At 59.1% G+C, this 25,769-nt stretch carries 25 protein-coding genes; 10 read left to right on the forward strand and 15 right to left on the reverse strand.

Features of this window, described 5'->3' with window-relative positions:
* Nucleotides 1-43 precede the first annotated feature (43 nt).
* The 4 genes from tcuB to ACX3YD_RS06545 all read right to left on the reverse strand — a co-directional run bounded on the left by tcuB (nucleotide 44) and on the right by ACX3YD_RS06545 (nucleotide 6,092).
* On the reverse strand, nucleotides 44-1,201 hold the full coding sequence (gene tcuB, locus ACX3YD_RS06530; RefSeq protein ID WP_458959501.1) for a tricarballylate utilization 4Fe-4S protein TcuB: 1,158 nt from the start codon (nucleotides 1,199-1,201) through the stop codon (nucleotides 44-46).
* Entirely contained in the window at nucleotides 1,188-2,639 is a 1,452-nt protein-coding gene (gene tcuA / locus ACX3YD_RS06535; RefSeq protein WP_047538994.1) for an FAD-dependent tricarballylate dehydrogenase TcuA, read from the reverse strand. Before tcuA ends, tcuB begins: the two co-directional genes overlap by 14 nt.
* A 171-nt stretch (nucleotides 2,640-2,810) precedes the next feature.
* Nucleotides 2,811-3,746 carry a LysR family transcriptional regulator gene (locus tag ACX3YD_RS06540; protein ID WP_458959502.1) on the reverse strand — a complete coding sequence of 312 codons (936 nt, stop codon included), beginning with the start codon at nucleotides 3,744-3,746 and terminating at the stop codon, nucleotides 2,811-2,813.
* 222 nt (nucleotides 3,747-3,968) lie between these two features.
* The gene (locus ACX3YD_RS06545) at nucleotides 3,969-6,092 is read right to left on the reverse strand and encodes a TonB-dependent siderophore receptor (RefSeq protein ID WP_458959503.1); all 2,124 of its coding nucleotides are present in this window, start codon (nucleotides 6,090-6,092) and stop codon (nucleotides 3,969-3,971) included.
* A gap of 369 nt (nucleotides 6,093-6,461) precedes the next feature.
* Between ACX3YD_RS06545 and ACX3YD_RS06550 the strand changes: the two genes are divergently transcribed.
* On the forward strand, nucleotides 6,462-7,802 hold the full coding sequence (locus ACX3YD_RS06550) for a DEAD/DEAH box helicase (RefSeq protein WP_103404941.1): 1,341 nt from the start codon (nucleotides 6,462-6,464) through the stop codon (nucleotides 7,800-7,802).
* Between the two features lie 128 nt (nucleotides 7,803-7,930).
* Here the strand turns inward: ACX3YD_RS06550 and ACX3YD_RS06555 are convergent, their stop codons facing one another.
* On the reverse strand, nucleotides 7,931-8,665 hold the full coding sequence (locus ACX3YD_RS06555) for a DUF899 domain-containing protein (protein WP_458959504.1): 735 nt from the start codon (nucleotides 8,663-8,665) through the stop codon (nucleotides 7,931-7,933).
* 177 nt (nucleotides 8,666-8,842) lie between these two features.
* Between ACX3YD_RS06555 and ACX3YD_RS06560 the strand changes: the two genes are divergently transcribed.
* Complete coding sequence (locus ACX3YD_RS06560) at nucleotides 8,843-9,232, forward strand: hypothetical protein (protein WP_047532160.1); 390 nt, start codon at nucleotides 8,843-8,845, stop codon at nucleotides 9,230-9,232.
* Between the two features lie 49 nt (nucleotides 9,233-9,281).
* Here ACX3YD_RS06560 and ACX3YD_RS06565 read toward each other — a convergent pair whose 3' ends face one another.
* From ACX3YD_RS06565 to ACX3YD_RS06575, 3 genes are all read right to left on the reverse strand, one after another.
* The gene (locus ACX3YD_RS06565) at nucleotides 9,282-10,151 is read right to left on the reverse strand and encodes a DUF6279 family lipoprotein (RefSeq protein WP_458959505.1); all 870 of its coding nucleotides are present in this window, start codon (nucleotides 10,149-10,151) and stop codon (nucleotides 9,282-9,284) included.
* 70 nt (nucleotides 10,152-10,221) lie between these two features.
* Nucleotides 10,222-10,938 (reverse strand): TorF family putative porin, encoded by a 717-nt coding sequence (locus tag ACX3YD_RS06570; protein WP_103404945.1) that lies wholly within the window; start codon nucleotides 10,936-10,938, stop codon nucleotides 10,222-10,224.
* A 203-nt stretch (nucleotides 10,939-11,141) separates the two neighbouring features.
* Entirely contained in the window at nucleotides 11,142-11,330 is a 189-nt protein-coding gene (locus tag ACX3YD_RS06575) for a hypothetical protein (RefSeq protein WP_017337097.1), read from the reverse strand.
* 350 nt (nucleotides 11,331-11,680) lie between these two features.
* Here ACX3YD_RS06575 and ACX3YD_RS06580 point away from each other — a divergent pair, with 350 nt between their 5' ends.
* From ACX3YD_RS06580 to ACX3YD_RS06595, 4 genes are all read left to right on the forward strand, one after another.
* The gene (locus ACX3YD_RS06580) at nucleotides 11,681-12,517 is read left to right on the forward strand and encodes a CvfB family protein (protein WP_103404946.1); all 837 of its coding nucleotides are present in this window, start codon (nucleotides 11,681-11,683) and stop codon (nucleotides 12,515-12,517) included.
* Nucleotides 12,518-12,579: 62 nt separating this feature from the next.
* Complete coding sequence (locus ACX3YD_RS06585) at nucleotides 12,580-12,984, forward strand: DUF2177 family protein (protein WP_458959506.1); 405 nt, start codon at nucleotides 12,580-12,582, stop codon at nucleotides 12,982-12,984.
* Nucleotides 12,985-13,340: 356 nt separating this feature from the next.
* Nucleotides 13,341-14,786, forward strand: coding sequence for an NCS1 family nucleobase:cation symporter-1 (locus ACX3YD_RS06590; protein ID WP_458959507.1), 1,446 nt, complete (start codon nucleotides 13,341-13,343; stop codon nucleotides 14,784-14,786).
* A 168-nt stretch (nucleotides 14,787-14,954) separates the two neighbouring features.
* Nucleotides 14,955-15,887, forward strand: a complete 933-nt coding sequence (locus ACX3YD_RS06595; protein ID WP_103404949.1) for a DMT family transporter — start codon at nucleotides 14,955-14,957, stop codon at nucleotides 15,885-15,887.
* Here ACX3YD_RS06595 and ACX3YD_RS06600 read toward each other — a convergent pair.
* Nucleotides 15,832-17,013, reverse strand: coding sequence for an MFS transporter (locus ACX3YD_RS06600; RefSeq protein ID WP_458959508.1), 1,182 nt, complete (start codon nucleotides 17,011-17,013; stop codon nucleotides 15,832-15,834). The genes ACX3YD_RS06595 and ACX3YD_RS06600 overlap by 56 nt on opposite strands.
* A 103-nt stretch (nucleotides 17,014-17,116) precedes the next feature.
* On the opposite strand from ACX3YD_RS06600, the gene ptrR reads away from it, so the two are divergent.
* Both ptrR and ACX3YD_RS06610 read left to right on the forward strand, forming a co-directional pair.
* Nucleotides 17,117-18,010 (forward strand): putrescine utilization regulator PtrR, encoded by an 894-nt coding sequence (gene ptrR / locus ACX3YD_RS06605; protein ID WP_047532146.1) that lies wholly within the window; start codon nucleotides 17,117-17,119, stop codon nucleotides 18,008-18,010.
* Nucleotides 18,011-18,149: 139 nt separating this feature from the next.
* On the forward strand, nucleotides 18,150-18,278 hold the full coding sequence (locus tag ACX3YD_RS06610; protein ID WP_003184145.1) for a PA1414 family protein: 129 nt from the start codon (nucleotides 18,150-18,152) through the stop codon (nucleotides 18,276-18,278).
* A gap of 141 nt (nucleotides 18,279-18,419) precedes the next feature.
* Here the strand turns inward: ACX3YD_RS06610 and ACX3YD_RS06615 are convergent, their stop codons facing one another.
* The 6 genes from ACX3YD_RS06615 to speB form a co-directional block, all read right to left on the reverse strand.
* Nucleotides 18,420-18,671, reverse strand: coding sequence for a phosphopantetheine-containing protein (locus ACX3YD_RS06615; RefSeq protein ID WP_047532144.1), 252 nt, complete (start codon nucleotides 18,669-18,671; stop codon nucleotides 18,420-18,422).
* 69 nt (nucleotides 18,672-18,740) lie between these two features.
* Nucleotides 18,741-19,466, reverse strand: coding sequence for an MBL fold metallo-hydrolase (locus tag ACX3YD_RS06620; RefSeq protein ID WP_458959509.1), 726 nt, complete (start codon nucleotides 19,464-19,466; stop codon nucleotides 18,741-18,743).
* Between the two features lie 84 nt (nucleotides 19,467-19,550).
* Entirely contained in the window at nucleotides 19,551-20,930 is a 1,380-nt protein-coding gene (locus ACX3YD_RS06625) for a sodium:solute symporter family protein (RefSeq protein WP_458959510.1), read from the reverse strand.
* 129 nt (nucleotides 20,931-21,059) lie between these two features.
* Nucleotides 21,060-22,571, reverse strand: a complete 1,512-nt coding sequence (locus ACX3YD_RS06630) for a purine-cytosine permease family protein (protein ID WP_103404954.1) — start codon at nucleotides 22,569-22,571, stop codon at nucleotides 21,060-21,062.
* Nucleotides 22,572-22,626: 55 nt separating this feature from the next.
* Nucleotides 22,627-23,049, reverse strand: coding sequence for a YybH family protein (locus ACX3YD_RS06635; RefSeq protein WP_047532135.1), 423 nt, complete (start codon nucleotides 23,047-23,049; stop codon nucleotides 22,627-22,629).
* Between the two features lie 9 nt (nucleotides 23,050-23,058).
* Entirely contained in the window at nucleotides 23,059-24,009 is a 951-nt protein-coding gene (gene speB, locus ACX3YD_RS06640; protein ID WP_047532133.1) for an agmatinase, read from the reverse strand.
* A 241-nt stretch (nucleotides 24,010-24,250) separates the two neighbouring features.
* Between speB and ACX3YD_RS06645 the strand changes: the two genes are divergently transcribed.
* Both ACX3YD_RS06645 and ACX3YD_RS06650 read left to right on the forward strand, forming a co-directional pair.
* Nucleotides 24,251-25,147: a LysR family transcriptional regulator gene (locus tag ACX3YD_RS06645; protein WP_047532131.1), complete on the forward strand. Its 897-nt coding sequence runs from the start codon at nucleotides 24,251-24,253 to the stop codon at nucleotides 25,145-25,147.
* A 12-nt stretch (nucleotides 25,148-25,159) separates the two neighbouring features.
* A complete protein-coding gene (locus tag ACX3YD_RS06650) occupies nucleotides 25,160-25,756 on the forward strand; it encodes a tRNA-uridine aminocarboxypropyltransferase (protein WP_458959511.1) in 597 nt (198 codons plus the stop codon).
* Nucleotides 25,757-25,769 lie beyond the last annotated feature (13 nt).

Genomic DNA, 25,769 nt, shown 5'->3' on the forward strand with positions numbered 1-25,769 from the left:
ACCCGGTTGATCAATATTGTTATTGGAATGAGTGGTTCTACGATCAGTCGCTTCCGGCGTTAATCGGATTGGGTTGGCGTTTTTCGATGGAGTACTTGAGCAGCGCGGCGCTGCGGAAGATGCCATGGGCGAATTTGCTGTAGGGCATGGTCAGGAAAAACGCCATGACCAGGCCGAGATGGATCGCCAGCAACAGGCCCAGGGCTGCGGTTTCACGGAACGCCAGGAGTGCCAGGCCGCTGGCGCTGACCAGCAACAGCAGCGCGATAAAGCCGCGATCCATGGGTTTCTGTTTTTCGTCGCCGTGTTCGGGGTTGCGACGCAGGTTCAACCACAACAGGCCCGCGGGGCCGACCAGCAAGCCGAGCCCACCGCTGATGCCCAGCATCACCGGCAAACTCAAGACGGGGTAGGGCGCCGACCAGTCCAGCAGGAAATGGTAGAGCGTGGCGACCCCAGTGGCTGCGAAGCACAGCATGAAGCCGTAGAAGGTGAAGTGGTGGAAGCGCCGCCGCCACAAGGTGAATCGATCATCAGCGTTATTGCAGCCTTCGCCATGACCACCGTCCAGGAATTTGAGCCGGGCGACGTTGGCCGTGGCTTCCAGTGCGGCCGCTGTTTTTACCTGCGCGGGCGCGTCGGCCGGTGAAACATTGCGCCAGAAGCGCCGCACGCCAAGGGTCAACGCGAGTACCGCGAATCCGAAAACCGCACCAAACATTACGGCCAGGGTGTTGTGCGGGAAGATCCCGTAGAAATTTCCCCCGGGCATCGCGGTGAACAAGTTGCCCATCACCATCAACGTAAGACACAGGAACAGTGCCAGCCCGGTACCGGCCGACAGCGCCAGAGTCAGTCCGTTGCGCCGGTACAGCGTGCCCATCACCTGTGGCCAGGCGTACTCGGCGTAAGTGTCGAGGCGGACTTTGGCCATGGCCTTGGGCACATTGATTTCGAATTCGTGAGGTGCGGCGTACTGGCAGGCATGCAGGCATGCGCCGCAGTTATGGCAAAGGTTCGCCAGGTAATGGATATCGGCCTGGGAAAACTCCAGGCGTCGTGTCATGGCCGGAAATACAGCGCAGAAGCCCTCGCAATAACGGCAGGCATTGCAAACGGTCATTTGTCGCTGAACTTCGCTTTCATCAAGGTTGAGCACCGGAATCAAATCGCTCGGTGCCTTGGGATCAAACAGCTGCATGTCTAAATTCCGTTTGTGAAAGAGAAACAAAGCCTGCCGAAGCGGCTGCCTGTACACCGGCAATCCGACCGAAGGCAGTACCAATGGCCATGCCGATGCCGGCGGTGTAGCCCTTGCCCAATACATTGCCCGCCATCATTTCTCCTGCGACAAACAGGTTGGGGCTAGGCTTGCCGTTGAAGTGAACGGCGGCGGTGTCGTCGGTAGCGAGGCCTAAATAGGTGAAGGTCACGCCGGGCTTAAGCGGGTAGGCGCAGAAGGGGGGCTTTACCAGTGGGCGGGCCCAATGGGTTTTGGCGGGCGTCAAACCCTCGGTGTGGCAATCGTCCAGCGCGGTGTGGTCGAACGTGCCGACGCGGCAGGCCGCGTTGTATTGCTCGATGGTGTTGACGAATTGCGTAACGGGAAGCTTCAACTGGCGGGCCAGATCTTCCAGCGAGTTGGCTTTAGTGCCCGGAAATACCGGCGGCATGAACCGGCCGAGGGCTTGTTGGTCGATGATCGAGTAGGCCTGTTGACCGGGTTGTCCCGCGACCAGGCGACCCCAGATCGCATAGCGCTTGGGCCAGAAGTCTTCACCCTCGTCATAGAAGCGTTCGCCGTCGCGATTAACCACCACGCCCAGCGATACGCAATCGATACGGGTACAGATACCTCCGTCATACAGGGGGGCGCGGGCGTCGATGGCCACCATGTGTGCTTGCGTCGGGTCACCAATGAAATCGGCGCCCAGGTTCTGCATGCGCCGAAGCAGTACGCCGGTATTGAAACGCGTCCCGCGAATCAAAAAATTGTCTGAAGGCCATTCTCCGCGCTCGTTTTGACCCCAGGCCTCACGGAGCCATTCGCGGTTGGATTCGAATCCGCCGGCAGCCAAGACACAGGCCTTGGCCTGAATACGCTCGGCGGGAAAACGTTGTCCATCGACATCGCGCTCACTGATGTGGGCGGCGATGAATTTTCCATCCTTCAATTCGATATCAGTCACTTGAGCGTCATAGCGAATTTCGACGCCCAGCTTCTCGGCGCTGCGGAAGTAAGCGTTAACCAGTGCTTTGCCGCCACCCATGAAAAATGCATTGGTGCGCGCAACATGGAGGGCACCGGACAGCGACGGCTGGAAATGCACGCCATGGGAGCGCATCCAGTCACGGCAGTTCGATGAGGCGCGGATGACAAGACGTGCAAGCTTCTCGTCGGTAATCCCACCGGTGACCTTCAGCAGATCCTGCCAATATTCTTCTTCGGGATACGCATCGACCAGGACATCTTGCGGCGCGTCGTGCATGCAGCGCAGGTTTCGGGTGTGTTGCGAGTTGCCGCCGCGCCAGGCTTTTGGTGCACCCTCCAGCAACATGACGCTAGCGCCGGCCTCCCGAGCCATCAAGGCTGCACACAAGGCCGCATTGCCGCCGCCAATTACTAATACGTCGATCATCATCACTCCTCAATCGCAAGGAGGCATGAACGAAAAACTCCTCGCGAGTAGGGAGACCTTAGGGCAGACAGTTTTGTGTCGAAAGGCGCATTACCGCTTGGGGTGTTTAGTTTTTATAAAGGCTTTGCCGATTGGCGCTCATCGTAACGCCGGGGTAGGGGGGCATCGAGATCATGGCGCGACGTCGTCGATCCACGAGGCACCTGGCCACTGATGACCAATCACCAACTGTCGCGCGACATCGGTGATGACCAGTCGCGCCGCCAGGGCTGCGGGAGCCAGTTCATCATCAGGCAGCGTCGCCAACAGGTTTCGTCTGCCTGCGTGAGTGTCGGAAATTTCCACCACTGAAAGTCCCGACTCGCCTTTGAGCGCCGCCGCTGCACCGGGCTGGATGGTGGCGGCATGACCTGCGCGTACGGCATTCATCAATACGGCAAGACCATCCACTTCCATGATGATGTTGGGAGCCAATCCCACGCGTTCAAATGCAGTCATCAGCGTTGAACGCAACCCGTGTTGCGCACTCGGCATCACCAGCGGAAGTTGACCGAGATCCGCCAGCTGCACGCAGGTACCTCGTGGAGCGTGGGGCAGGAGAGGTGAGCTGATGACAAATAGTTTCTCGTCGAGCAGCGGTGTAACGCTCCAGCGCTTTCCACCTTCAAGTTGAAACAAAATAGCCAAGTCTATCTGGCGTGCATTGAGTTGCGTGGCCAAGTGCCCGGACAGCATCTCAACCAGATGCAATTGAATATCCGGATAGCGCTCTCGCATCGCGTTGATCAATGGCAGGGCAAGCACAGTGGCAGTCGTAGGCGGCAAGCCGACGGTGACATACCCACTCATACGCCCACGGTGAGCCGCCATGATCGCATTCTCGGATTGCCGCAAGCACAGCTGGGCATGGTGCAGGAACGCCATCCCGGCGCTGGTCGGTGTGACGCCGGTAGTGGTGCGATTCAGAAGTCGGGTTGCCAGTTCGTTTTCAAGTTTCGCGATCTGTTGGCTGAGAGCCGACACGCCGACGTCCAGCTCAAGCGCTGCGCGTCCCAGGCTCCCTTGCTCGACGATTTTTACGAAATAGCGCAGTTGTCTTAATTCCAAACGTTACTGCTCCACTTCAATTGACACTGGAAGGCCTGATGGACGGGACGGAAAAATGTTGGCCGCCACGCGTTGCACGGGCGGCACAACAGTTATCCAGCCTGAGAGGTTATGCCTCGGCAGTCAACTTTCCACTCAGGGTGCGGGGACACTTGTATCGTTACACCCAACCAGAAAGGCACTGGAAGGGCCGTCAAGCCCTAACCCCATCTTCCGGATCGACTACAGGGTGTACGAAATACCGACTTGAACGGTTCTCGGTTCACCCGGGTAAGCGTAGACATTGCCGAAGGCGCCTTCTTCATAGTCGCGGTCGAACACGTTCTTCACATCGAGATTAAGCCTGACCTTGTCGTTGATCTTATAAAAGCCGAGCAAATCGACGACGGTGTAACTGCCCATCGAAAACGCTGTGTTAGCAGTCTGGCCTGCACGTTCGTCGACGTACTTGCTACCCACACCCAAGCCCAGCCCTTTGAGGTTGCCATCCTGGAATTCATACACGTTGAGCAGGCTGAAGCTGTTCTTCGGGATGTTCAACAGCCGAGTGCCCGACTGGATCACATTGTCCTGGGTGACTTCGGCGTCGACATAGGCATAGCCGCCAATCACTCTCCATTCCGGGGTTACATTGCCTGCCACGTTCAAATCAAAGCCCCGGCTGCGGACTTCGCCAGCCGCCACGCTGAACGTCGAGTCCACGGGGTCGGTGGTGAGGACGTTTCGTTTTTCAATCTGGTAGATCGCCGCGTCAACATTCAACTGACGATCCAGCGCCTCCCATTTGATCCCCATCTCATAGGACTGACCCTTTTCCGGCTCAAAGCCACCCCCCTGTCGACTCGCGCCCGTGTTGGGTTTGAACGAGCGCGCGGTATCGGCATACACCGCGACAGTATCGGTAAGGTCATAAAGGACTCCGAGACGCGGGGTCACCGCGTTGTCGCTCGCCTCCCAGCTCCTGGCCCCCGGCACAAAGGTTTCATAGTCATGCTCGAAACGCTCAAAACGGGCGCCAGCCAAAACTTTCAAGCGCTCGGTCAATGCCACCTGGTCCTGGACGAAGGCGGCGTATGTCTTGAGATTTTCCTTATCGTGGGTCGGCGTGCGGGTCAGGGCCGGACGAGGCTGGCCGTACACCGGGTTGAAGAGATCAATCGGGTAGGCACTCACTGCACCACTGGAACGCTGGATGATGGACTTGTAGTCGTAATCTTCGTATTCGACACCGGTCAACAAGGTGTGATCGAAGCCGCCGGTGGAGAAATGCCCGGTAAGGTTCAGCTGAGTGTCCTTGTCTGTCCACTCCAGCTTGCGATAGTTGAAGTTGCGCCCCAGCGTGCGCCCGTCGGCCGCGACGCCGTTGGCTTCAATGGCATTGCCCTGCAAGGTGCCATCGAGCCATTGGAAACCGCCACCCAATGTCCAGTTGTCACTCAGGAAGTGCTCGAAACGCAATTGGGCCATGTTGTTGTCGTTGTGCAACTTGCCGACGTCTTTTTCACCGAAGAACGTATCACGCGACGCGGTGCCGATCTGGTTGGGATAGCGGGTCACACCGCGATCCAGCGGGTGATTGTTGCGCATGAAGTCACCCTCGAAAATCACCTTGGTGTCATCGGTGGCCTGCCAGGAAAGCACCGGCGTCACGCCGTAACGTTCGCTCTCGACATGATCGCGGAACGTATCGCCGCCCTCACCTACCACGTTCAAGCGATAGGCCAGGCGGCCTTCTTCATCCAGCGGGCCGGAGGCGTCCAGTGTGCCGCGCTTCATCCCCTGGTCATCGAGTTGGCTGCCCAGCGTGACGGTTGGCACGGCCAGAGGCTGTTTGGAGACCACGTTGAACGTGCCCCCCGGGTCGCCTCGACCGTAGAGCATGGTCGCCGGCCCTCGTAGCACTTCGAGCCGCTCGATGGTATTGGCATCGGGCATGTTCGGATAACCGCGGTTGATCGGAAAGCCGTTTCGATAGAACTCGCCAGTGGTAAATCCACGCACGGTGAAAGTGGTCAGCCCTTGGCCGCCGAAGTTGTTGGCGCGTCCCACCCCGCCGGCATAGTCGAGTGCTTCTTGAAGGCGTGTAGCCCCAATGTCCTCTACCACCTCTTTGGTCACCACGCTGATGGATTGCGGAGTTTCATGAATCGGCGTGTCGGTTCGCGTCGCGCTGGCGGATCGCGTTGCGCGGTAACCCTGCACTGGCCCTTGAGCCGTTTCGTACTCGGCCGTACCGACGATTTCGGTCGCTTGCAACTCTAGACTGGGGGTATCGGTTGTGGGTTGCGCCCAAGAGGGAGCGGAAAACACATTAAGGACACAGATAGAGACCAGCGTACGACGCATCGGGAAAGCCTTGAGAAAATAGCCAAAGGGGACGGCATACGTGCCAATAGTTCGCGGCGCATGGTATATCAAATTATTTGCCGTTGATACGTATTCGCATTTGTAGGTCGTGAACGCCACTTCCGCTTGTACTCATTTGCTGACCAAATGATTTCAGATCACACCGCTTGAGGTCGGGCGGCCAACGAATCCCGGACACCCATTTAGGTGAGAATGCCAGCCAGTTAGAGGCTTTGAATTAGACTCGGGGACAAATCAGGCAACAAAAAAGCCACTGTTTGCTGTCGTTTGCATAAAGAAACTCGGCCTGAGCGCTCGAAACCGTTACCCTATGCAGCTGTTTTTTTGCATTTCTTCGAGGTAGCACCCGTGTTTTCCCAATTCGCCCTGCACGAACGCCTGCTCAAAGCCGTGGCCGAGCTGAAATTTGTCGAGCCAACGCCTGTGCAAGCAGCGGCCATTCCGCTGGCGCTCCAAGGGCGTGACCTGCGGGTGACAGCGCAAACCGGTAGCGGCAAGACCGCTGCATTCGTCTTGCCGATCCTCAACCGCCTGATCGGTCCGGCCAAGATCCGCGTCAGCATCAAGACCCTGATCCTGCTGCCGACCCGCGAGCTGGCCCAGCAGACCCTGAAAGAAGTCGAACGCTTCTCGCAGTTCACCTTCATCAAGTCGGGCCTGATCACTGGTGGTGAAGACTTCAAAGTCCAGGCCGCCATGCTGCGCAAGGTGCCGGACATCCTGATCGGTACGCCGGGCCGGATGATCGAGCAACTGAACGCTGGCAACCTCGACCTGAAAGAAGTCGAAGTGCTGGTGCTCGACGAAGCTGACCGCATGCTCGACATGGGCTTTGCCGACGACGTCCAGCGCCTGGTGGACGAATGTACCAACCGTCAGCAAACCATGCTGTTCTCCGCCACTACCGGCGGTTCTGGCCTGCGCGAGATGGTCGCCAAGGTGCTGAACAACCCTGAGCACTTGCAGCTCAATGCGGTCAGCCAGCTGAACGAGACCACCCGTCAGCAAATCATCACCGCCGACCACAACCAGCACAAAGAGCAAATCGTCAACTGGCTGCTGGCCAACGAGACCTACCAGAAGGCCATCGTGTTCACCAACACCCGGGCCATGGCTGACCGTATCTACGGCCGCCTGGTGGCGCAGGAATACAAGGCGTTCGTGTTGCACGGCGAGAAAGACCAGAAGGATCGCAAACTGGCGATCGACCGCCTGAAGCAGGGCGGGGTGAAAATCCTCGTGGCGACCGACGTCGCCGCTCGCGGCCTGGACGTGGACGGTCTGGACCTGGTGATCAACTTCGACATGCCACGCAGCGGTGACGAATACGTGCACCGTATTGGTCGTACCGGTCGCGCGGGCAACGATGGCCTGGCCATCTCGCTGATCTGCCACGGCGACTGGAACCTGATGTCGAGCATCGAGCGCTACCTCAAGCAGAGCTTCGAGCGCCGCACCATCAAGGAAGTCAAAGGCACCTATGGCGGACCGAAAAAGGTCAAGGCTTCGGGCAAGGCTGTTGGCGTGAAGAAGAAAAAGACCGACGCCAAGGGCGACAAGAAAAAAGCCGCCGCCAAGACCCCGACCAAGCGCAAGAGCGCCAACCGGCCGAAGAGCGATTCCCTGGTCAGCAAGGATGGCATGGCCCCGCTCAAGCGTCGCAAGCCGGAAGCGCCGGCTGCTGAATAAAGCAGCCGTAGCGATCCCCATGAAAAAACCGGACCCAGGTCCGGTTTTTTTATGTCCGCCAATAGTCGCCACCACACAGCTCCCACAGGCGTTGGCTTGTCGCAAGGCCGCGCCCCGGCCCTTGTGTTTCATCCCCCATGGCAGCAGCTCGCTGGGGCTTTTTCCTCATACCGATCGTGATGCCGCACCCATTCCATGATTTCCTCTTCATTCCTGCCCTTGGGCGTCAGATCAAGGTAGTTGTAGGCGCCGACCAGCATGTCCAGGCCTCGGGCATAGGTGGAGTAAGTGTGGAAAATTTCTCCGGCTTCATTTCGATAAAAAACACTGAGTCCGGGGAGTTCTTCCTCGGAACCGTCGGTTTTTTCGTAGTTGTACGTAGCCGTTCCGGCGGCGACCTCTTCGGCTCGAGCGCTGACGCCAAAGTCATAATTGAAATCGCTGCCGGCTGACGATACCCAGTCGAATTTCCAGCCCATGCGGCGTTTGAATGCCTGGAACTCGGCGAAGGGTGCATGGGAGACTGCCACCAGCGCGATGTCATGGTGGGCCAGGTGCTGGTTGGCGCCGTCGATGTGATCGCTGAGAAATGAGCAACCGGGGCACCCTTCATCCCAGCCTTCGGCGAACATGAAGTGGTAAATGACCAGCTGACTGCGCCCGCCGAACAGATCAGCCAGTTTCAGTTCGCCGCCTGGCCCCTGGAAGCGGTAGTCCTTGTCGATTTTCACCCAAGGCAGAGCGCGGCGTTCGGCGCTGAGTTTATCCCGTTCCCTGGTGAAGGCTTTTTCGTGGGCCAGATGGTGTTGGCGGGCGACCAGCCATTCTTCCCGCGACACGACGGGATGATTCTGAATGTTCATGGGTTTTTCTCCTGCGCGATGCTTGGAGGTGACTGACACAGCTTAGTCGTTTGGTCCCTGCCCAATTCGACATACCGCCGGTCGGTGCTGTCGGAAACCCCGGCTGAACGGCTGCCGGCCGTGCCGGTCACAACCTATGAAGGCCCCTCACTCACGGGCACCGGAGGTTGAATCAGGATGACGACTTATAACTGGGATTTAATTGAGCGTTTGCTGCACGAGGTGCAAAACGGAGCGAGCAGTTTCACGCCTCGACCCTATGCCGAGCAGTACGCGGCGCAGAAGGCTGCGGAAGGTGAGCAGACCGAAAACCTGGATCACCTGAAAGCGGTGGCCGGCGAATACGAAAAGTTGCTGCTGGCGCGGGGTTACATCGAGCCTCGGCCCGATGAGCAAGGCGGTAGCGGTTCCAATTATATTTTGACACCTCGTGGCTCAAGCCTGTTGAGCCTGATCGACAGCAGCATTCCGGGCAACGAGCATCCACGTCAGGTCTTGGATGAACAGGAGGATGCGCTGGCTGAGGAGACGTTTGATGCGCTGGCGGCGAAGGCGCAGATTGCCTGAAACAAAAGATCGCAGCCGTTTGTCGGCTCTGCCCAAGGCTGCGATCCGTCTACCCCTGTTTTGCCGCCTTCAAGCATTTCAAATCGCTGAAATCCTTGCGCACACCCTCAATTTTCTTCAGCAAACGCTGACGTTGTTCCCGTGTGCTCTCTGCCATCAAATCCACAAATAGCGAGCGCGCCTGGGCTTCGGTGTTGGCGAAGGCCAGGCGGTATTGCGGTGTCCACAAACGTTCTCGATCGACCAGTAGCGTCTCGATTTGTTGTGGGAACTGTGGGCTCTGACGTTGCGCCACAGCCTCACTGAACTGTTTCTGCCAGTGCGCGCGGTTGGCGATCCATTGGGTGTTTTGGTCGCCCAGCGCGGTCGACCAGGCCATCACTCGTTGTTCCTGGCTGACGCTCAACGGGCCGAGCCAATCGGTCAGGCGCTTGTCCATGCGCGCACCGCGTTCGGCAATTTGCTGAGCCAGCGGCGGTTTGACGTATTCCTTTTCACGTTTGCGCAGATCCTTGGCGAAGGCGTCGTTCATCTCGGCGACTTGCTTGTCATCCAGTCCCTGTAGCAACTCGATGGCCGAAGGCGTGATCTGGCGAGCGGTATCAGCGATAGCCTTTTTGGCTTCCGAGGTTCGCGCTTGTAGCGCCGCGTCGGTCACCTGATTGGTTTCGACCATGCTCTGCAAGCGATCCAGCCATTCGAGGTAACCCGGCAATTGTGTGGTGCAGTGCCAGTTCAGGTGTTTCTTGAGGCGCTCGTTGAGCCAGTCCTTTTGCTCGCCGTTCATGTCCAGGTAGTCGCTGAGCGTCCACGGAATGATTACGTCGAGGTTGCGATAGGCCAGGCCAACGCGGCTGCAGGCGCCGAGGGCGAGGGTGAAGACCAGCAGGGTGGCGATGTGCTTGAACCAGCGAGACATGGGCGAATCCTTGCGAGGCCGGGCGTCTGATTCTCATGTGAACGCAGGATGAGCCGGGCAGTTCAGCCAATCAATAGAATGCGCGCTCGGCCTTGAGCGTCACCAGGCCATCACACTGGCTGTTGTGCCCGGAATACGCCGAGCACTCGCTGCCGCTGAGGTTGGAGTTGCTGTAGATCAAGTCAAGGTCGATGCCCATGAGCGGGCGTGAAAACTTCACCGACCAATCGGTGAAACTGCTGACGTAACCACCGCCCACCGAAACCGGCGAGTTCAACTGATGGGTGGTGTATTTCATGCTGATCCCGATGCCGAACGGTTGATTGCCGCCAAGGTCGGCGAATAGCGTGTTGTTCTGTTTGTCCGGATCGTTGCTGAAAGCCACGCCGAAGCGGCTACTGAGCAGGGTCAGGCCGCCGAACAGTTCCTGGCTGTCGAGGGTGTCCACCTTGGGATAGCTGTAGTGGATCATCCCGACTTCGTAGCCGAGAGTTTGGTCGAAGGGTTGTTTAAAACCGATGTAGGAATCGATTTCTAGGTTCTTGCCCGACGAGATGCCCATGCTCGGTGCGTATTGGCCGAAATACAGGCCACTGTCGTGGCTGAGGTCGAGGCCACCGTGAAAGGAGCCGACCGCCGAGGGCTTGACCAGCCCCTGGGCCATGCTGCGGCTGGGGGTGGTTCCGAGTTTGAGGTCGAAGTCGCCGAGCTCGCGCTGGAAAATTTGCGCGTGCGCCGATGAGCCGGCCAGCAGGCCTGCAAGCAATAAGCAGGTGGATTTGAGCATGCGTCACTCCATGAACAGCGAGCGCAGGGCTTCGGGCCCGCTGAAACGCTTGATCTAGACGCGTGCAAGGATACCGGCGATTCATCGGGGTCGATGGCCGTTCGTCGATTTTTGCGGATTAATTAAACAGAAGAGGTGTGGCGCGGGTGCCAGTCCAGGCGCTTCGAAGCTCAAAGCGCCTCAGGACGGGTGTATTACCGGTATTACTTCTTGCCCAGGGTGATCTGCTTGGACGGGCCGAACGTCTGGCCGCTGACGCCTTTGGCAATTTGCTGGATTTCACCACCGGATTTGAGGAACGCAGCAATCTGGTTGTTGATCGATTCGCTGGTTTCGACGGCTGGAGCTGGCTTTGCTTTGCTGTTGGATGCTTTTACGCGCATGGCGGCCATTAACCTGTAGAAAATTAACTTGGCCAGGCATCGTACAGGAAAGGCCGGCTATTTGCTTGGTAAATATCCCTTGAAGGGCAGCGTGCGAGGGCGAGGTCAAGCGCAAGTTATTATCTTGATTAATCTCCTAACCTGCTGTTTTAACTAAGAACAAGGGCGAAAAAATGACTGCTTTGCCTGGCGCAGACAACGGTTGAAATCGCGGGAATGGACTGACGAGCGGCCTCGCCATGCCTTGGGACCCATGGAAATCTGGGCTTTCAGCGAGATTTTCCCGTGCCAGCGGGCGGGGCACCGAACGCGCCCGGTAAAACCGGGTAGAATGCGCCCACGCAATGAGGGTATTGAACATGGCTTTAGTCGGGCGTTACAACAGTTTGCAAGTGGTTAAACACACTAACTTCGGTTTATATCTGGACGGTGGTGCGGATGGCGAAATCCTTCTGCCGAATCGTTATATTCCAAAAGATATTCCCAGCGAAGATGAAGACTGGCTCAATGTTTTTGTTTATCTGGACAGCGATGACAAACTCATCGCAACTACAGAAAAGCCGAAAGTTCAGGTGGGTGAATTCGCCAGTTTGAAAGTTGTTGAAGTCAACAGTATTGGCGTATTCCTCGATTGGGGGCTGCCGAAGGATCTGTTGCTGCCGTATTCCGAAGAAAAGCGGCAGATGACTGCGGGCGAATACGTCGTGGTGCATGTCTACCTGGATAAGCACACCCGCCGCATCACCGCGACGGCGCGCCTGGACCGTTACCTGGACAAGACGCCGGCCAACTACACCGCAGGCCAGGAAGTGGACTTGCTGGTTGCCGAAGCCACCGACATGGGCTTCAAGGCGATCATCAACAACAAGCACTGGGGCCTGATCCACAAGAACGAAATCTTCAAGTTCATGCGCGCCGGTAAAGAAGAGAAGGGGTTCATCAAGGAAGTTCGCGCCGACGGCAAGATCAGCCTGAGCCTGCAACCGGTTGGCCAGGAAGCAGCCAGCAGTCTGAACTCGAAGATCCTCGCCAAGTTGCGCGAGAACAATGGCACCCTGGCGGTCAGTGACAAGAGCGATCCCACGCTGATCACCAGCCTGTTCGGTGTCAGCAAAGGCAACTTCAAGAAAGCCATTGGTGCCTTGTACAAGAATGGCCAGATCGTCATTCATGCCGATCGCATTGAACTAAGCTAAGCGCTTGCCAGCCCCATGCAGGAGCGGCCCGAACCGGCGGCGGCTCCTGTAAGGGCGGGATGATGAAAAAAACACTCATAGCCTATGTCGCCACCCTGGCGGCGTTTCTCGTACTCGATGGCCTCTGGCTGGGCGTCCTTATGGCGTCGACTTATCGGGAGCTGCTCGGTTCGTTGATGCTCGAGCAACCGCGGTGGGCCCCGGCCGCTGTGTTTTACCTCCTCTATGTCATCGGTTGTGTGGTGTTTGTGGTGTTGCCGGCGCGGAGCTGGACACACGCAGCACGTCTGGGGGCATTGTTGGGCGCGGTGGCGTACGGCACCTATGACTTGTCCAACTGGGCAACCCTGCAAGGGTGGTCGGCGCGGTTGGCATTGATGGACATGGCGTGGGGCGCGGTGGCAAGTGCCGTTGCCTGCATTGTGGGGTTTCGTGTGGCGAATGCGCTGGCTGCAAGCAAGTCATGAACGGTGTTGGCCGGGCGAATGTCATCGCGAGCAGGCTCGCTCACCCCTTTGGGCCTGCGCAACGGTTCAAGAATCAGATTTGGCCCAATAACGATTGACTGAGCAGCAGTCCGCTATTTCTCTCTGTATACATGACATGTGCACCGTTTGCAGGCGACAGTGCCCTTTTCATGGGCATCTCTGAGCAAAAATCGCCGTTTATCTGCCTGCATAAAACGCCCGTAGAACCGCGATTTGTCACACATTTATCGTCTATGGCACGCATTCTGCGTAGCAACTCGTATACAAACAATGACAGCTCCCGTACGCAGTGTGATGTTGGCATCACGTCGGGAGTGTTTTCGAGGAGCTACGCAATGACCGAGCAAATGCCCGACGGCTACAGCCCGCGCCTGTACAACCAGGACTTGGGACCGCTGCCGCAGAAATGGAATTGGTACAACATTTTCGCCTTCTGGATGAGTGATGTGCACAGCGTCGGCGGTTATGTATTCGCCGCCAGCCTGTTCGCGCTGGGGCTGGCCAGTTGGCAGGTGTTGATTGCCTTGCTGGGCGGGATTTGCATTGTGCAGTTGATCGCCAACCTGGTGGCCAGGCCGAGTCAGCAAGCGGCCGTGCCGTATCCGGTGATCTGCCGGTTGGCGTTCGGGGTGTTCGGGGCGAACATTCCGGCGGTCATTCGCGGGTTGATCGCGGTGGCTTGGTACGGGATTCAGACGTACCTCGCGTCCAGCGCGTTGATCATTGTGGTGTTGCGCTTCTTTCCTTCGATGGCGACCTACGCAGAACCACATTTTGCCGGTTTGTCCTACCTCGGCTGGTTCGGTTTCCTCAGCCTGTGGTTCGTTCAGGCGTTGGTGTTCTGGGCAGGCATGGAGTCGATCCGCCGTTTTATCGATTGGGCTGGCCCGGTGGTGTACGGCGTGATGTTCATGCTCGCCGGGTGGATTGTCTGGCAGGCCGGTTGGAGCAATATCAGTTTCACCCTCGCGGAAAAGTCCCTGTCGGGTTGGGAAGCATTCGGACAAGTGATCGTGGCCATGGCCCTGGTGGTGTCGTACTTTTCCGGGCCGACCTTGAATTTCGGCGATTTCAGTCGCTACTGCCGGAGTATGAAGGACGTGCGTCGCGGAAATTTCTGGGGACTGCCAGTGAATTTTCTGGCGTTTTCCCTGGTGACCGTGGTGATTGTCTCCGGCACCTTGCCTGTCTTCGGTGAAATGCTTCACGACCCGATTGCCACCGTGGCGCGGATCGACAACAGCGTGGCCGTGCTGCTCGGCGCGTTTGCCTTCGTCACCGCCACCGTCGGGATTAACATCGTCGCCAACTTCGTGTCCCCGGCATTCGATTTCGCCAACGTCTCCCCGAGTAAAATCAGTTGGCGTGCCGGAGGCATGATCGCGGCCGTGGCGTCGATCTTCATCACCCCGTGGAACCTGTTCAACAACCCCGAAGTGATTCACTACACCCTTGATGTGCTGGCGGCGTTCATTGGCCCGTTGTTCGGGATTCTGCTGGTGGATTTCTACCTGATCAAAAAACAGCAGATCGACGTTGATGCGCTGTTCAACGATGGCCCGACCGGGCGCTATTACTACAGCGGTGGAGTCAACTGGACGGCGGTCAAGGCACTGATTCCGGCGACGTTGATGGGCGTGGCGATTACGTTCACCCCGGTCCTGCAACCGATGGCCAACTTTGCCTGGTTCACCGGTTGTTTCCTCGGGGGCGCACTGTTCTTCGTGCTGGCCAAGCGTGAGCAGGTGCAGCGATCTCTCCCGCTGGTCACGGCGGGATGACGCAAGCGGGAATTTAAAGGTCTCTATCAGGCGGAAATTTCTGGCCGTCTGGTTAATAATCGACAGCATAATTTTTCGCCCCGACGCCGCTTGTTCGACAAGCCGCTCGGGGCTTTGCTTTTACTGTCGAGTCACTGCCATGTTGTGTGTTGTTTTTGAGGTCGTGCGGTGAGCGTCGCCCGGCGTAGCGCCGATGGATTTGCCCTGCAAGTGATGCTGGGGTTGTGCCTGATCTGGGGCATTCAGCAGGTGATGATCAAGTGGGCGGCACCTGACATCGCACCGGTCATGCAGGCTGCGGGGCGTTCGGGCATGTCCGCGTTGCTCGTCGGGTTGTTGATCTGCTGGAAGGGCGGCTGGGATCAAGTCGGCACCACCTGGCGCGGCGGCTTGTTGGCCGGGGCTCTGTTTGGCCTGGAGTTTTTCTTCATCTCCGAAGGCCTGCAACTGACCACGGCGGCCCATATGTCGGTGTTCCTCTACACCGCGCCGATTTTTACCGCGTTAGGTGTGCATTGGCTGTTGCCGAGCGAGCGCTTGAGGCCGGTGCAATGGTTGGGAATCTTCCTCGCCTTCGTCGGCATTGCCGTTGCGTTTGCCGGTGGCGTGTCCTGGGCCAACCTTGATCACCGTATGCTGATGGGCGATGCGCTGGGGGTATTGGCGGGTGCCGCCTGGGGGGCCACCACGGTGGTGGTGCGTGCTTCGCGATTGTCGGAAGCGCCGGTGACCCTGACCTTGTTTTATCAGTTGATCGTCGGCTTCGTCGGGCTGCTGTTGATCGCGCTCCTCAGCGGTCAGATCACCCACGTCAGCCTGACCACCGTGGCGGTGGCCAGCGTGTTGTTTCAAGGCCTGGTGGTGTCGTTCTTCAGCTATCTGACCTGGTTCTGGCTGTTGCGCCGGTATCTGGCGGCGAACCTGGCGGTTTTTTCGTTCATGACGCCGTTGTTCGGCGTCACGTTCGGCGTGGTGCTGCTGGGCGAAAAGCTCAGCCTCAACTTTGTCATCGGGGCAGTGCTGGTGCTGCTGGGCATCACGTTTGTCAGCGCTGAGCAGTGGGTGCGTCGCCGTTTGCGCAAAGCGCTTGGCCAGCCCTGACCGGGCTCAGGAGCAACCCGCCGGCCAGCAGCAAACCGCTGCCGGCGATCACCAGCGCAGGTTGCAAGCCACCGCTGAAATGGCTGCTCAATGCTGCCAGCAACGGCCCGCTGAGCTGGCCCACGGCAAAGCAGGCGGTCAGCAGCCCGGCGTTGCGTTGGCTGGCGTGGGGCGCCAGCTCCCGTGAACGTTGCATCACCAACTGCATGCAGGCCAGGAATGGTGTGCCACACAAGATCACTCCCAGCACGAGCCCCGGACCATTGCCCAGCAGGCAAGCGAAGACCCCGGCGGCTTGCATCCATAAGGTCAGCGTCAGCCATTGACGCGTGGTATTGGCCGCTTGTCGACGCAGACTCACCAACACCACGCCAATCGCCGCTGCCAGGCCGAAGCACGGCCAGAACAGATCGGCCTGCCAATGCCCGTGGAACTGCGCGTTGGCCATTTGCGACAGAAAAGTGGCCGGGATGATGTAGCCCAAACCGTACAACCCATAGACCACGCCTAAACGGCCGATGCCTCGATGGGATGAGCTTGCGACGCTGGCAGCGGCAGGTGCGGTCGAGGTGGGCCGGGGCAGAAATCGCAGAACCCCCAACAACATCAACAGGGCGACGGCGGCATACACCAGCCACAACGTGGCGGACGTCTGGCCCAAGAGGTTCGCGACCAAGGCCAGCACCCCGGTCAGAAAAATTCCCAGACCCGGTCCGGCAAATACCACGGCGCCGAGCCGCGGGCGCCCGGTGGCAGCCGCCAGTGGCTGACTCAGCGCAGTAATCATCACCAATACCCAGGCGCTGGCTACGCCGGTGCCAAAGCGCAGCAACAGATGCGACCAGAACCCGTTGGCCCAGAACGACGCCAGGGTCAGCAGCACACACAGCCACAGACCGCCCAGCAGGCGGCGGCGCACTTGCTCGGGACGACGAGAGAACATCGCGTCCACGGCACCGACGAAATAGCCCAGATAATTGGCAGCGGCAATCAGTCCGGCGTCGGTCAGGTCGATCTGGCCTTCGCTGAGCAGATGCGGCAGTTGCGGCGTCAGGGCAAAACGGCCGATGCCCATGGCCATCATTAATGCGACAAAACAGGCAAGCAAGCGGATCAAGGGAGACATGGTCGGAGTTCCACCAGAAGATCAATGACCGTCAGGCTAGGACCGATTGACTTTCTTTAAAAATGAATAATAGTGAGTAACTTGTTCTTGTTTGGAGAATGCCGTGGAATTCAGTCAATTGCGAATTTTCCAGGCTGTGGCGGAGGAAGAGTCCATCACCCGTGCTGCTGAACGCCTGCACCGAGTGCCGTCCAATTTGTCGACCCGGCTTAAACAGCTGGAAGAGCAACTGGGTGTCGAACTGTTCCTGCGCGAGCGTCAGCGTTTGCAGCTATCGCCTGCGGGAAAAGTCCTGCTGGACTACACCACCAAGTTGTTTGCCTTGCACGATGAAGCTCACGCTGCCGTACAGGGGGGGCAACCGGCCGGCGACTTCGTGCTCGGCACCATGTACAGCACGGCTGCGATTCACCTTCCGGCGCTCTTGGCGCGTTATCACCGAACCTACCCGGCGGTGAACCTTCAGGTGCAATCCGGGCCCAGTGGCGAATTGCTTGAGGGCTTGCTGACCGGCCGGCTCGATGCGGCGCTGGTGGACGGGCCACCGGAGCTGGCGGGATTGGACGGTGTGCTGTTGTGCGAAGAGAAACTGGTACTGGTCAGCGAAGCCGACCACCCACCGGTGCTCAGCGCGCGGGATGTGGAAGGGCGTTCGGTGTTCACCTTTCGTCAGGGCTGCTCTTACCGGATGCGCCTGGAGTCGTGGTTTTCCCATGATCACGCAGCGATGGGGCGGGCCATGGAGATCGAGTCCTATCCGGGGATGCTTGCGTGCGTGATTGCCGGTTCCGGGGTGGCGCTGATGTCGGAGTCGATGCTCGCCAGTCTGCCGGGCCGTGAAAGCGTGGCGGTACACCCGCTGGCCGAACCTTTTGCCACGGCGACCACGTGGCTGATGTGGCGCAAGGGCATGGTCGGGGCCAACCTGAATGCGTGGATCGAGCAGCAACAGGCGGTCTATCCGTCGGCGCAGATTCAGGCGCGTGCGATTGCCTGAGTTGACATTGGTCAATTGTGATCGATTCAGTAACAGATCATTGCCAATTTGATTGAGCATTGCACAGCACTTCAGACTATTATCAGTGCGAAGGGGCTACAGAATTCCGGCCGCTCGGCACTACCCTGAAGGGGGCATCATGAAAGAGAAAATTCAGAACTGGCTGCATGACCTGGGTGTCGCACTCGGTTTGATCGAACCGCCTCTACAACCTGTGCCAATTCGCACGGACGACGAACAACGCCGACGCCAACCGCGTCGCCGGTAATCCTGTAGGAGCGAGCCCGCTCGCGATGGACGTTAACGATCACGCTGATTGTCTTGAAGTACGCGTCGCCTGGAAGTTTTTGCGAGCAACCTTGCTCCTGCAGGGGCGCGTACGGATTGTTTCAACCGGCAATCATGATTGTTAATGCCTGCCAATTTCCAGCAAAAACCGACTCAAGTCTCTGGCCGTCCTGGCCGTCTTGAGCAGTTGGTCCTCCTCGGCGGTAAACGCCGTCAAGCCGAACTCGTCTTCCAGATGGAAGATCAACTCTTCGATATCCGTTTTATCCAATCCCAACTGCGCCAGGCTGGCGTTGTCGTCGAAGTCGTCCTGACTCTCCAGCAGTCGGCTGATGAAGTGATGCACGGCGGCACGAACGGCAGCTTTTTTCATGATGGTTCTTCGAGGGCGATCTTGTTGTTGTCCCTGCGTTGAATGTCCTGAGGATGAGTACAGCAGGCTTCAGCCGTGGCAGCGTTGCCACTCGTCAATCATGTGGCGCAAATGCTCTCCGGAAAAACTGCCGAAATGACCGCCATGTACCGTGCGGATCGGCAGGCGGCGCAAGCGTTGCAGGCTGCGCGCGTAGTCGTCGAGGTTGGAATGGTAGGCGTCTTCGATCAACGGTCCGTCGTAAATGATGTCGCCGCTGAACAGGGTCTCGGTCGCCGCTTCGTACAGGCAGATGCCGCCCGGTGAGTGTCCTGGCGTGTGCACGACCTGCAATACTCGATTGCCCAGATCCAGCACATCTCCGTCTTCGACAAAACCCGTGGCTGGCGCGGCCTTGACGCTGTACTCGGCGTAACAAAGCGGGCAGTCCGGATGCGCCTCGAACATATCGTCACCGACAAAAGCCCTGCTCAAGTCGTTTTCGCCGTCCGGTGCGGCGAGGATGTCCGCCTCGGCGGGATGCACCAGGCGCTCGGGAAATTCGTGATGCCCGGCAATGTGATCGAAATGGCAATGACTGGCCACCGCCACCAGCGGCCGCTCGGTGATCCACGGCAACTGTTCGCGCAGGCTGACCAGCCCTGAGCCGCTGTCCAGCAGCAGGTCCTTGTCACGGCCCTGGATGTGCCAGAGGTTGCAGCGGTAGAAGGGCCGGATGTACGGCTCGTGAATCAGGCGAATGCCATCACTGAGCTGTTTGACTTCGAACCACTGATCGCGGCTGACGATTTTCATAAGCAGTTTCCTTCAGACGAAAAAAACGGGTGTGGCAACCGACGCCACACCCGCCGAAGAAAGCATCAAGTCGTTATATTCAGCTTAGGCGGCGCTTGCCAGTGTCACCGGGCGACGGGACATCAGGCTGACAATCACGAAGCTCACCAGGCCTACGCCCAGGCTGTAGTAGATCGGGGTGTTGGCGTCCAGACCATCCTTGATCATGAACAGCAGGGCAGTGGCGAAGCCCAGGCCCATGCTGGCGATGGCGCCGGCGGTGGTTGCGCGTTTCCAGAAAATCGCGCCGATCAACGGGATGAGCATGCCGCCTACCAGCAGGTTGTATGCCAGGGTCAGCGCACTGATCACGTCGTTGACCACCAGGGCGATACCCAGCACCACGATGCCGGTCAACAGGGTGACCAAGCGGTTCAGGTCCAGGCTCGACTGCTTGCCGCCGCGCAGTTTTGGCAGCAGGTCTTCGGTCAGGGTGGTGGCAGCGGCGAGCAGGCCGGCGCTGGCGGTGGACATCATGGCGGCCAGTGCAGCAGCGATCACCAGGCCACGGATACCGTCCGGCAGGGACAGTTTGACGATGGCGGCGAAGGCGTTGTTGACGTTGTCCAGATCCGGGATCAGTACGTGAGCCGCCATGCCGATCAGGGCGCAGGCCAGGCCGTAGATGATGCAGTAGATGCCGGCAGCCGTACCGGCGACCTGAGCGACTTTCGCGGTCTTGACGGTGAACACCCGTTGCCAGATGTCCTGACCGATCAGGATGCCGAAGAAGTAGATCATGAAGTAGGTGATGATGGTGTCCCAGCCGATGGTGGTGAAGCTGAAGCTTGCCGCCGGCAGTTTCAACACCAACTCATCCCAGCCGCCCACGCGGTACAGGCAGATTGGCAACAGGATGAACATCAGGCCGATGGTCTTGATCACGAACTGGACAATGTCGGTCAGGGTCAGGGACCACATGCCGCCAATGGCCGAGTAGATCACGACCACGCCACCGCCCAGAAGTACCGACACCCAGAACGGCAGGCCGAACAACACTTGCAATACGGTGCCGATGGCCAGGATCGACGTCACGCCGATCATCAGCGCGTACGCCAGCATGATCGCCGCGCTCGCGGAGCGGGCCATCGGGTTGTAGCGCTTCTCCAGCACCTGGGTAACGGTGTAGATCTTCAGTTTCAGCAGCGGTTTGGCCAGGAACAGGTTCAGTGCGACGATCCCGCAACCCAGTGCGGCGCACAGCCAGAAGCCGGAAATGCCATGTACGTAACCCAGACGCACGGTGCCCACGGTGGACGCGCCGCCGAGAACGGTAGCCGCCATGGTGCCCATGTACAGGCTCGGGCCGAGGTTACGACCGGCGACCAAAAAGTCTTCGTTGGTCTTGGCTTTGCGCATGCCGTAGTAGCCAAGAAGCAGCATCGCGGCGGCGTAGATGAGTACGACGAATAAATCCAATGCCATGATGGCGTGTCTCCGATTGTCTTTTTTATGGTGAAGCGAAAATCAATTCCTGCGGGAACATCAATCCTTGTGGGAGCGTGGCTTGCCCGCTCCCACAGGTCGTGCGTTGGCCGAAGGTAATGCGTTTGATCAGGCGACTTGTCGAGCCGCCGATTTACCGAGTGAATTCGAACCCTTGCTGCGTGCATCCTGCGGGCCGAACACTTCCCGTGATTCCGGGAACAGGCTGAGCAACGTCAGGTACACCACCGACGCCAGGCCGAGGGTGACCGGCAGGCTGATGTCGATTCCGCCGGCCATTTCGCCCAGCGGCCCGACAAATTGCCCCGGCAGGTTCACGAAGCACAGGCCGACGGCCGCACTCGGGATCCAGGCACCCAGGCCACGCCAGTTCCAGCCGTGGGTGAACCAGTAGCGGCCACCTTTTTCGCCGCGGGTAAACACTTGCAGGTCATCCGGGCAGTAGAAACCGCGGCGTACCAGCAGGCCGATGATCATGATCACCATCCACGGGGTGGTGCAGGTGATGATCAGCACGGCGAAGGTCGACACGCTCTGTACCAGGTTCGCCGCGAAGCGCCCGATGAAGATGAAGGCAATCGACATCACACCGATCAGCAGCGTGGCCTTGACCCGTGACAGCACTCGCGGGAACACGCTGGACATGTCCAGCCCGGTGCCGTAGAGCGACGTGGTGCCGGTGGACATGCCGCCGATCACTGCGATCAGGCACACCGGCAGGAAGAACCAGTTCGGCGAGACTGCCAGCAGACCGCCGACGTAGTTGTTGGCCGCGATGTAGTCCGGGGCCTTGATCGCTACGATGGTGGCGGTGGCCAGGCCGAACAGGAACGGGATGAAGGTTGCGATCTGCGAGATCACCACTGCGGCCATGATCCGGCGCTTGGAGGTTTCACGCGGGATGTAGCGCGACCAGTCGCCGAGGAATGCGCCGAAGGAAATCGGGTTGCTCATGGCCACCAGTGCCGCACCGATGAACGCGGCCCAGAAACCTGGCTGGCCCATGTTGACGGTGCCGGCGTAGTTCACATCGAAAGGGCCGGCGAAGGCGAAGAGGCCCAACAGGAACAACAGGCTGGCACTCCATACCGCGATCTTGTTGACCCACAGCAGGAAGCGGAAGCCATAGATGCATACCGTGAGCACCAGGATCGCGAACAGACCGTAGGCCAGGCCCAGGGTCAGGTCGGTTTCCGGAAGGCCGATCAGGCGTTTGGCGCCACCGATCAGCGCATCGCCCGAACTCCACACCGAAAGCGAGAAGAAGGCGATGGCGGTCAACAGCGACAGGAACGAACCGACGATCCGCCCGTGCACGCCGAAGTGCGCACCGGAAGACACGGCGTTGTTGGTGCCGTTGATCGGGCCGAACAGGCCCATGGGCGCGAGGATCAGCGAACCCAGCAACACGCCCAGCACAATCGCCCAGACGCCTGCCTGGAAAGACAGGCCGAACAGCACCGGGAAGCTGCCGAGTACGGCGGTAGCAAAGGTATTCGAACCACCGAAGATCATCCGGAACAGGTCCGTCGGGCCTGCGGTGCGTTCGTTATCCGGGATCTGTTCGACCCCGTGGGTTTCTATTTGCGTAAGGCTTTGGTCGTTGTTTTTGTTATTCATGATCTGCTCCGATCATAAAGGCGCGCTCATCGTGCGTGAGGCGTCGCCTGTTTGGCTAAGGGGGTGGCAGCCCTTCCGGCATGGCGGACAAATGTTCGTGGCAGGCCAGCCATAGGCCTTGTTGTTCTTGGCCAGACGCTTGTTTTTTGAAAACAATCGTCTCGCGCTCCTGGCTGAAATGTTGCTCCCCTTGCATGCGCAGCTCGGTGGCTACGTCATGGATGAAAATCGCCACATCACCTTGCAGGCTGACGAAGGCGTTGCTCGAGGTGCACGACAGCACCTCGAAACCATCCTCGGCACGCCAGCTGTCCCACAATGCCTGATAGGCATCGCGCGACAGCAGGGGCTGTTCGAGGGTGTAGAAGACGAAGCTGGCGTCAGAGCTAAAGGCACCGAAGTAGGCTTCGCGATCGTTACGAGCGAAGGCAGACACCAGATCGGCGGCGGCTTGCAATACCTGATCACGTTCGTTCATCACCAATCCTCAGCGATGGACCACGCCAGGCAGTACGCAGAGCATCTCGTACAGCAGGTTGGCGGCCAGCAGCGAGGTGTTGCCGGTGGTGTCGTAAGCGGGCGAGACTTCTACCAGATCGCAACCGACCAGGTCGAGGCCTTGGCAGCCACGCACGATCTCGATGGCCTGAATGGTCGTCAGACCGCCGATTTCCGGGGTGCCGGTCCCTGGTGCCCAGGCCGGGTCGATGCCGTCGATGTCGAAACTCAGGTACACCGGGCCACCGCCGACTTTCTCGCGAACTTCGGCCATCAGCGGTGCCAGGGATTTGTGCCAGCACTCTTCGGCTTGAACCACGCGGAAGCCCTGGTTGCGGCTCCAGTTGAAGTCGTCAGCGGTGTAGCCCTGGGCGCGCAGACCGATCTGCACAACACGGTCCGGATCCAGCAGGCCTTCTTCAACGGCGCGACGGAAGGTGGTGCCGTGGGCGATTTTCTCGCCGAACATGTGATCGTTCACATCGGCGTGGGCGTCGATGTGCACCAGGCCGACCTTGCCGTGCTTTTTATGGATGGCGCGCAGGATCGGCAGGGTGATGGTGTGGTCACCGCCCAGGGTCAGCGGGATCACGTCGTGTTCAAGGATGTTGTCGTAGGATTCTTCGATGATCCGTACGGCATCCAGCAGGTTGAAGGTGTTGATCGCGATGTCGCCGATGTCGGCAACCGACAGCGAATCGAACGGTGCCGCGCCAGTGGCCATGTTGTACGGGCGAATCATGACCGATTCAGCGCGGATTTCGCGAGGCCCGAAACGGGTGCCTGGGCGCAGGGAGGTGCCAATGTCCAATGGCACGCCTACGAAGGCAGCATCCAGACCGGCAGCGGTATTCAAGTGGGGGAGTCGCATCATGGTGGCGATGCCGCCGAAGCGCGGCATTTCGTTGCCGCCCAGTGGTTGGTGAAGAATCTTGTCCACGGGTAAGGCCTCATCGTCGTTGTTTTATTTATGTCGGATACACCGTTCTCATCAGGCACGGGCACCGCTGGGAGCCGATTCTGCGAAATGTCGTGACGGGGAAGAATCGCTCCGCGCAAATACTTAGTTCAGATTTTTCTAAACTAATGGCGGTGGCAGCGATAGACTTCACGCCAACGCAAACGATGCCAGGTTCTCTATTGATTCGAGCATTGCGCGCCCCCGGTTTTCGGAGTCTTCCATGGCCAACGCTTTACCCGACTTGAAACTATTGCGCATTTTCGTCAGCGTGGTGCGTCATCAGGGCTTCGCCAACGCCCAGCAAGAGCTCAATCTCTCGACGTCGGCCATCAGCACTTACATGAGCCAGCTCGAAGCGGCGCTGGGCCTGGTGCTGTGCCATCGCGGCCGTGGCGGTTTCAGCCTCACCAGCAAGGGGGAGCTGTTTCATCAGGAAACCTTGCGGTTACTGGGCGAGCTGGAGGGCTTCGAACAATACGCCGCCGCGCTCAAGGGCGAGTTGCGCGGCACGCTGAACCTGGGGGTGATCGACTCCACCGTCAGCGACAAGGCCTTGCCGTTCGCCGAAGCCATTGGCGCCTACAGTCAGGAACACCCGGCGGTGCATTTGCACTTGTCGGTCATGAGCCCCTACGAATTGCAACTGGGTGTGCAGGACAATCGACTCGATCTGGCCATCGGTGCGTTCTCCACGCGCATGAGCGGCCTGGTCTACATGCCGCTCTACCGCGAACAACATTGGTTGTATTGCAGTGCCCGGCATCCGCTGTTCAATGAGCGGCGTATTCCCGAGCAGGTCATCACCCAGCAACGCATGGTCGGTCGCGGTTACTGGAGCCAGGCCGAACTGGCGCGGCACGGCTTCAAGCACAGCGCCGCCACCGTGGAGAGCATGGAGGCGCAGCTGATCCTGGTGCTGTCCGGCGCCTACATCGGTTACTTGCCCGAGCATTACGCCCAGGCCTGGGCGGACAAGGGCGACTTGCGGGTGTTGCTGCCGGCGACCTTCGGTTATCAGGCACCGTTCTCGATGATCGTGCGCCGTGGACGCAGTCGCGAGCCGCTGATCCAGACCTTCCGCGATCTGCTCAAAGCGCAGCTCAACCAGGCCGCTTAAGGAAACGTTGCGATGTCCCGAATTCAATGTCCCCGCTGCCTGCGTCCGCAAAGCCATTGCTTGTGTCCGTTGGTCCCGAGCCTCGACAGCCGCACCCGTGTGTTGTTGCTGCAACATCCGAGTGAAGTGAATCATGCGCTGAACACCGCGCGCCTGGCTGCGTTGGGCTTGAACAATGCCGAACTGATGGTCGGCGAGGTGTTTGAGGATTTACCGGTGCTGTTGAATCAACCGGGGTATCAGGCGCGGTTGCTGTTTCCCGGCGAAGACGCGCAGCCGATTCAAACCTGTGCCGTCACCGATGAGCCGTTATTGCTGGTGGTCCCGGATGGCACTTGGCGCAAGGCTCGCAAGCTATTGCACCTCAACCCGCTGCTGGCGGCGTTGCCGAGGGTGACCCTGGCCGAGGGGGGCGTGTCCCGCTACCGGCTGCGCAAGGCTCCCGGGCCGGGGGCGTTGTCGACGATCGAGGCCATTGTCCAGGCACTGGAAACCCTTGAGGCACCAACGTCGTTCGAGCCGTTGCTCAGGCCGTTCGAAGCGCTGATCGAGGGGCAGATTGCGGCGATGGGGGAGGAGACGTACCAGAACAATCACGGGCCGAAATAAGCGTCGTTCGTGC

The organism is Pseudomonas fluorescens group sp. PF-1 (genome assembly GCF_054481335.1).